Here is a 6,433-nt window from a genome sequence, read left to right on the forward strand (position 1 = left end):
TGGCATCGACGGCATCCACACCGTTGTCATCAAGCCCGTTGCCAAGGCCACGACCACCGGCATGAAGGTCTCCTCCGCTGTGCAACTCGCCACCCGCATGTTGGTCTCCTCCCGCGTGTTCACCGCCCCCGTGGTCACTGCCACCTCCGCTATTGTCGTTACCACCGCCCCCGTGGTCACTGCCACCTCCGCTATTGTCGTTACCACCACCCCCATGGTCACTGCCACCTCCGCTATTGTCGTTACCACCGCCCCCGTGGTCACTGCCACCTCCACTATTGTCGCTGCCACCCCCATTACCATCCTTGTTATGCACGATTAATGAATTGGCTATATAGCTGTGGGTACCATTAAGTACCAGGTTGAACAGCTCGGTGGTGGGTGGAGCGTCAATCCAGTAGAGGGATTCCACCAGCAGCTCAACCGGTTGCGGTGCCAGTGCCAGGTTGCCAGTGTTAGCGGCGGCCGACCATCCCAGTAGTCGCATGCCGGTAAAGAGGGGCAATACAATCAATGTCGGGTTTTCGGCACGAGTCATGGCCGGTGAGATAGCAGCCCAACCGCGAGTGGTCAGGAATGGGTGTTCGCCGGTAAAGAAAGGAGGCAGTTGGTTGATGCCATAGAGTCTGCGCTCTCCCAAGAGCACACGCTCTACCGCCAAGATCTGGTTTGTATGGCCATATTGATCCAGAACTCGTTCACCTGCTTGCAACGTCTCTATGAGACGTTCGCTTCCATCGGCCATGGTGATGCGGGTGCCAGCAACGAAGCAGGACTCGGCATATGCCTTGGTCACCTGCCATTCTTGATGGGCAAAGTCATAGCTAAACGGGCTGGCAAATAGGGCTAATGCAACGGCAGAACCAATCAGGATCCTGCGTTGTGTCGGTTTGAAAGGGGGCTTTGGCATGGAGGACTCCTTGTCCATTTTGAACCATGCGGTCAAGTATAGAGCGGTGCTGGGAGACCTTGAGCGGAGACCTGTAAAGCAAACATGATGGAAAAACGATTGGCGTTTGTCACAAAAGCACGTAAAATCGCATACTCGATGCTTGTAGCAACGAATCCCGCCTAAAAAGCCTGTTTCATGCCCTCCCCAAGCAGTAAAAAGTAATTTGTGATGCCGAGATGCTCACTTTTTACCTTGAAAGCGTCTTTCGATAACTGAAAAGTGTCAAATATCCCTGTCAGTTATCAAAAAATTAAGGACATCCATGTTTTCCCTAGTCAAGCAAAGTGTCGCCGGGCTGCAGATCCTGTTTGTTGCCTTCGGTGCCATGGTTCTGGTGCCTCTGCTCACCGGACTGAACCCCTCCATGGCCCTGCTTGGCGCCGGTGTGGGCACCCTGTTGTTCCAGCTCTGTACCCGCCGCCAAGTGCCCATTTTTCTGGGCTCCAGCTTCGCTTTCATTGCTCCTATCATCTATGCCACCCAGACCTGGGGCTTGCCGTCCACCATGTTCGGTCTGTTTGCTGCCGGTTTCATGTATTTCATTCTGGCTGCGCTGATCCGGGCGAAAGGGATGGGATTTGTCCACAAATTGCTGCCGCCGGTGGTGATTGGCCCGGTGATCATGGTGATTGGTCTCTCTGTGGCACAGGTGGCCTGCAACATGGCGATGGGGCGTGCCGGTGGCGAGCAGGTTGTTCCTGCATCAACCGCGCTGGCTCTGGCGGGGATTTCGCTGGCGGTCACCCTGATTGCTGCCGTGTTCTGCAAGGGGTGGATCAAGTTGATCCCCATCCTGTGTGGTGTGATTGCCGGTTATGTATCTGCCGTGCTGATGGGGCAGGTTAACTTCGATGGTCTGATCAACACCCCTTGGCTGGCGTTGCCTCACTTTGAAACCCCTGAGGTCAACTGGGCCGCGGCGCTGTTCATGCTGCCGGTGGCGATTGCTCCCTGTATCGAACATATCGGTGGCGTGCTCGCCATTGGTGGTGTGACTGGTCAGGACTACACCAAAAATCCGGGGCTGCACCGTACTCTGGCTGGTGACGGTATCGGCGTCTGCTTCGCTGGCCTGATCGGTGGTCCTCCCGTCACTACCTACGCGGAAGTGACCGGTGCCGTGATGATCACCCGCAACTTCAATCCGGTCACCATGACCTGGGCTGCCGTGTTTGCCATCATTCTGGCCTTCTTCGGCAAGTTCAATGCGCTGCTCACCTCCATCCCGATGCCGGTGATGGGCGGTATCATGCTGCTGTTGTTTGGATCCATCGCTGCCATCGGTCTCAAGACACTGGTCGAATCCAAAGTGGATCTGGGACTGTCGCGCAATATCGCCATCGTGGCCGTTACTCTGACTGTGGGTGTCGGTGCGCTGGAGATGAAAATCGGCGACTTCGCTTTGGCTGGTGTTGGTCTGGCTTCTGTTGCTGCCATCCTGCTCAACCTGATCCTGCCTGCTCACTCAGAAGAGGGGATTATGGACTCTGCCAAGGATTGATTTTTGACAGATGTCTCAAGCGGATAAGCATAAAGCCACCTCGCGGTGGCTTTATGCTTTCTCTTTTTTGTCATGGATCAAGGATTGCCTCGCCAGCGACTTTATGTCGCTGCCCCTATTTGACGGATCTCTCTTCGTGGCCTTAGCTAAAGGACAGGTTTGGCTCTAAGGCAGTCTTGAGCAGGGACGAGAAAATGGATGTTGGTGTTCTCACTCATTGTTTCCTGATCACGTGTTGGCACATCACCAAGGTGCCTTCGTATATCACATCAAGGTTGGATGCATTTCACGTCGTCACTCATCCACAGTTACTTGCCCCCATCTCTTTCATTGCCATTTGGCCAAAGATTTTGTTCGAGCCACATTTCTCCATATGGTGGCTTGCTAACACCATTCGAATTTGTTTGCTGCTGCGTATCTGATTTGCGGGTAGCGAGCCGTGGAAACCGGCACGGCCCGAGTTAGGGCCATACAGCCCTGCCATCGATGACGGCTGGGGTTTAGGGATGAATGGCAAGCAAAGCGAGGTCGCAATGAACTATCAATTGTTGTGGAAAGGAGCCCTGTTTTCAGTCTCTTCCGTGCTGGCGTTGGGAGCGGCACAGGCTGCGCCGCTAAACGTGATGACTGAGGATTACCCACCGTTCAACATGCAAGGGGAAGGGGGCAAGATTGTAGGCCTCTCTACCGAAGTTGTTGAAGAGCTGTTCAAGCGCGCCGGAGTGGAATACAAGATTACCCTGATGCCCTGGAAACGGGCTTATGAAGATACCCTCAGCACCCCCAACACCGCCCTCTATTCCACTACTCGCACGCCTGAACGTGAAACGCTGTTCAAATGGGTTGGCCCCTTGGTCAACAATAACTGGGTCTTCTTCTCCAGCTCCACAGCCAATATTTCTATCAAGTCGCTGGACGATGCCAAACAGTATTCGGTCGGTGGCTATAACGGCGATGCTGCTGCCGAGTATCTGAAAGCACAGGGTTTTTCCAAATTGCAGCTAGCCGCCAACGATACGGCAAACGTGAAAAAACTGGAGGCTGGACGTATCGAGCTGTGGGCGACAGGTCAGTATCTGGCCCCCTATCTGGCGAACAAGGAGAAGGCAGCCAATCCCAAACCGGTGTTCGTGTTCAAGGAAACCCAGATGAGTTTGGCGTTCAACAAAGATACGCCTGATGAGCTTATTAAAAAGTTGAACGAAATACTGGCGGCCATGAAAGCAGATGGCACCATCGAGAAGATCAACGCCAAGTACCAATAAGTCTTACTGCTCGGGCTGCCGTAAATACCGGGAGGAAGCCATGGATTGGAAAAGTCTGAAATTCAGGATTGCCGTGCTGACCTCCCTGTCGGTGAGTCTGCTGTTGGTGTTGTTTGGGGGGTACAATTACAGTGCCTCCAGGGCGGAGAGCTACAGCAAACAAGCGCAGCTGGTGGACCAGGCCATCAGCCGGCTGCAGCTCTCTTTGCCAGGTCCTTTGTGGAACTACGAGTCCTCATTTATCGAGGCATCGCTCAAGTCCGAGCTAGCTGCCGACATGCTGAGTGCCTTGCTGGTGGTCAGCAAGGACAAACTGGTAGCTGGTTTCTCTCGGGATGAGGTAGGTTCGATTACACCGATCAGTACAATCCCCGCTGATATCAGCACATACAGTGGTCATGATCTGGTTTATGACGACAGCGGCCAGAAGACGACGGTAGCCCGCTTGTTGGTACATACCAGCGATGCCGCCATTCAGGCACACCTGCGGCAGCAACTGATTACCACTGTTTGGCAGATCGTGGTGCTCGATATATGCATCATCGCCTTGTTGATGGTACTGATGCATCGCAATGTGCTGCGACCGCTCAACCAGATGAATAAAGCCGTGTTCGATTTGGCCCAAGGAGATGGCGATCTGACCCAGCGTTTGAAAATAAACCGTCAGGATGAGATGGGTACGCTTGCTATCAACATCAACCACTTTATTGCCAAGCTGCAGGAGATGGTGGCGGAGATTAACGAGTTGTCGGTTGGGGTACTGCAAACGGCAGAGCGGTGTGACAATTTGTCTGCCGATACCCGCAGTGGTAGCGATGCCCAGCAATCCGAACTGGATCAGGTTGCAACTGCTATCACCGAGATGAGCCAGGCAGTGCAGGAAGTAGCAGGGAATGCCGTGAAAACCTCTACAGCAACTGATGAAGCCAATCTTTACGTAGAGCAGGGATATAGTCTGGCAGGTCATGCCAACGAGGCGATCAGGCAGCTGGTGGGTGAAGTGGAACGGGTTGCGACACTGATGCGTTCTTTGTCTACCGAGAGCAACAGCATCGGTAATATTATCGAAGTGATCAACGGCATTGCCGAACAGACCAATCTTCTGGCGCTTAATGCTGCTATAGAGGCTGCGAGAGCCGGAGACCAAGGGCGAGGTTTTGCCGTTGTGGCCGATGAGGTGAGAACGCTATCCGGGCGCACTCGCCAGTCAACGGAAGAGATCAGCGCCAGCATTAAGCGCTTGCAACAGGCTACCCAGAATGTGGGGGCCGGGATGCAACAGAGTCAGGATCGAGCGTCACAGGCTGGTGTTGAAGCCGCTGATGTGCAGGTGTCGGTCGAGAAGATTAAAAATCAGGTCAGCCTGATCCGCGAGATGAACATGTATATTGCTCAGGCTTCGGAAGAGCAGCACTCGGTTGCCGAGGCGGTGAGCCACAGCGTCAACCGGATTGCGACACTCAATAGTGAAAATGCTGGAAGAGTTGCCCAGGTTGCCGAAGCAAGCAGCGATCTGCGTCAGTTATCAGCCCAGTTGGACAAATTGTTGAAGCAGTTTAGGGTCTGAAACGGTTGTCTTTATGACATACCAAACAACGGATTCATCCTGCCTGTTCCCCCGGTCTGGCCGGGGGAACCTTTTAAAGGCGATACAGATAGATACTGCCCTGATTTTCCTGTCGCACACTTCTCTGGCTCCTATTGTGAAGCAGATCCTTACCCATTAGAATTTCCCGCGATGGCAGGCCGTTTTCGGATCTGTTTTATTCTATCTGGATGTGGATTCCGGTTTGCTTGACGATGAAAAAAATAGCAAGGGGTTGATATGACAGACGTTGCGACAGGCAATAACATATCAACCTACCATTTCGGTGATTATGTTTTTGATGTTAAAAGGCGAGAGCTTTTTTTTTGTGCGGATTCAGATGCCGCACAAACCAGCAAGACAACCCGTTTTTCATCGGCTGAGTCTCTCATCTTCTGCTATTTACTGGATCATCCTGATGACGTGTGTGACAAGGATTTACTGCTGGATATTGGTTGGCAAGGGCGTCCTATCAGCCCCAATTCATTGAACGTAGCCATTGCCAATATCCGTCGCCACTTCGCCCAGACGCCTCAGATTCTTGATATAAAAAGTACGCCTAAGAAGGGTTATTCCTTGCACCTGAATTGCAAGGTTATAGCGGGATATGGCTATCAGGAGCCCGAAAATGTGGTCGCTGACGAATATCCCATATCGGATGAGATAATTGCTGCATCCTCCCATATTACGTCTGCAGAAGCGGCTTCTTCATCTGGTGATAAGGTAGTTGCCCCCACACCTGCCGAGGCAACATCCCTCATGCAACGTATCAAGTTTGCAATGCTGCATCGACTGGGTCGACCTGTGTTGGCAAAAGCCTTGACCTATATAAATCTGGCACTGGTCTTGTTATTGCTGTGTGTTGCCAGTTATTTGCATTTTGAATGGCTCCACGTTAGCTGTGGCAAGGGCGCTTCGGGGCTTGTTTGTCAGATGGAAGCCAAGAGCGAAGTACCTGTCACCAATCCTGACTCTCTGGTTCTGATCTCGGGCCACCAGGTGCGCATTTTTTCCTATCAAGAGTTAGAAAAAACGCCGTAAGGGATTGTGATGAAACGAACGTTAAAAAATACCTTGTTGCTTTTGCCGCTGCTCTTGGTACTGCTGTTTGTAGCGGGGATGTTCATTAA

5 protein-coding genes are annotated in these 6,433 nt (G+C 52.7%); 4 read left to right on the forward strand and 1 reads right to left on the reverse strand.

The annotated features are described in order from the left end of the window. Window positions 1–910: Hint domain-containing protein (locus tag LG31_RS21710; protein ID WP_084059662.1), on the reverse strand; the 910-nt coding region annotated here is incomplete at its 3' end. A gap of 304 nt (window positions 911–1,214) precedes the next feature. Between LG31_RS21710 and LG31_RS0118520 the strand changes: the two genes are divergently transcribed. From LG31_RS0118520 to LG31_RS0118535, 4 genes are all read left to right on the forward strand, one after another. Continuing rightward, window positions 1,215–2,453 (forward strand): uracil-xanthine permease family protein, encoded by a 1,239-nt coding sequence (locus LG31_RS0118520; RefSeq protein ID WP_033115890.1) that lies wholly within the window; start codon window positions 1,215–1,217, stop codon window positions 2,451–2,453. Between the two features lie 533 nt (window positions 2,454–2,986). Beyond that, window positions 2,987–3,718 carry a substrate-binding periplasmic protein gene (locus LG31_RS0118525; protein WP_033115893.1) on the forward strand — a complete coding sequence of 244 codons (732 nt, stop codon included), beginning with the start codon at window positions 2,987–2,989 and terminating at the stop codon, window positions 3,716–3,718. Between the two features lie 40 nt (window positions 3,719–3,758). Beyond that, window positions 3,759–5,285, forward strand: coding sequence for a methyl-accepting chemotaxis protein (locus tag LG31_RS0118530; RefSeq protein ID WP_033115891.1), 1,527 nt, complete (start codon window positions 3,759–3,761; stop codon window positions 5,283–5,285). Window positions 5,286–5,543: 258 nt separating this feature from the next. Continuing rightward, a complete protein-coding gene (locus LG31_RS0118535) occupies window positions 5,544–6,344 on the forward strand; it encodes a winged helix-turn-helix domain-containing protein (RefSeq protein WP_033115892.1) in 801 nt (266 codons plus the stop codon). The last annotated feature ends 89 nt before the right edge of the window (window positions 6,345–6,433 follow it).

It is taken from the genome of Aeromonas lacus, from assembly GCF_000764665.1.
Classification (GTDB): Bacteria; Pseudomonadota; Gammaproteobacteria; order Enterobacterales; family Aeromonadaceae; genus Aeromonas; species Aeromonas lacus.

Bases quoted from the DNA above. Each gene is read 5' to 3' on its own strand.
- LG31_RS0118520 (WP_033115890.1), top strand. From the start codon at position 1,215: ATGTTTTCCCTAGTCAAGCAAAGTGTCGCCGGGCTGCAGATCCTGTTT.
- LG31_RS0118525 (WP_033115893.1), top strand. From the start codon at position 2,987: ATGAACTATCAATTGTTGTGGAAAGGAGCCCTGTTTTCAGTCTCTTCC.
- LG31_RS0118530 (WP_033115891.1), top strand. From the start codon at position 3,759: ATGGATTGGAAAAGTCTGAAATTCAGGATTGCCGTGCTGACCTCCCTG.
- LG31_RS0118535 (WP_033115892.1), top strand. From the start codon at position 5,544: ATGACAGACGTTGCGACAGGCAATAACATATCAACCTACCATTTCGGT.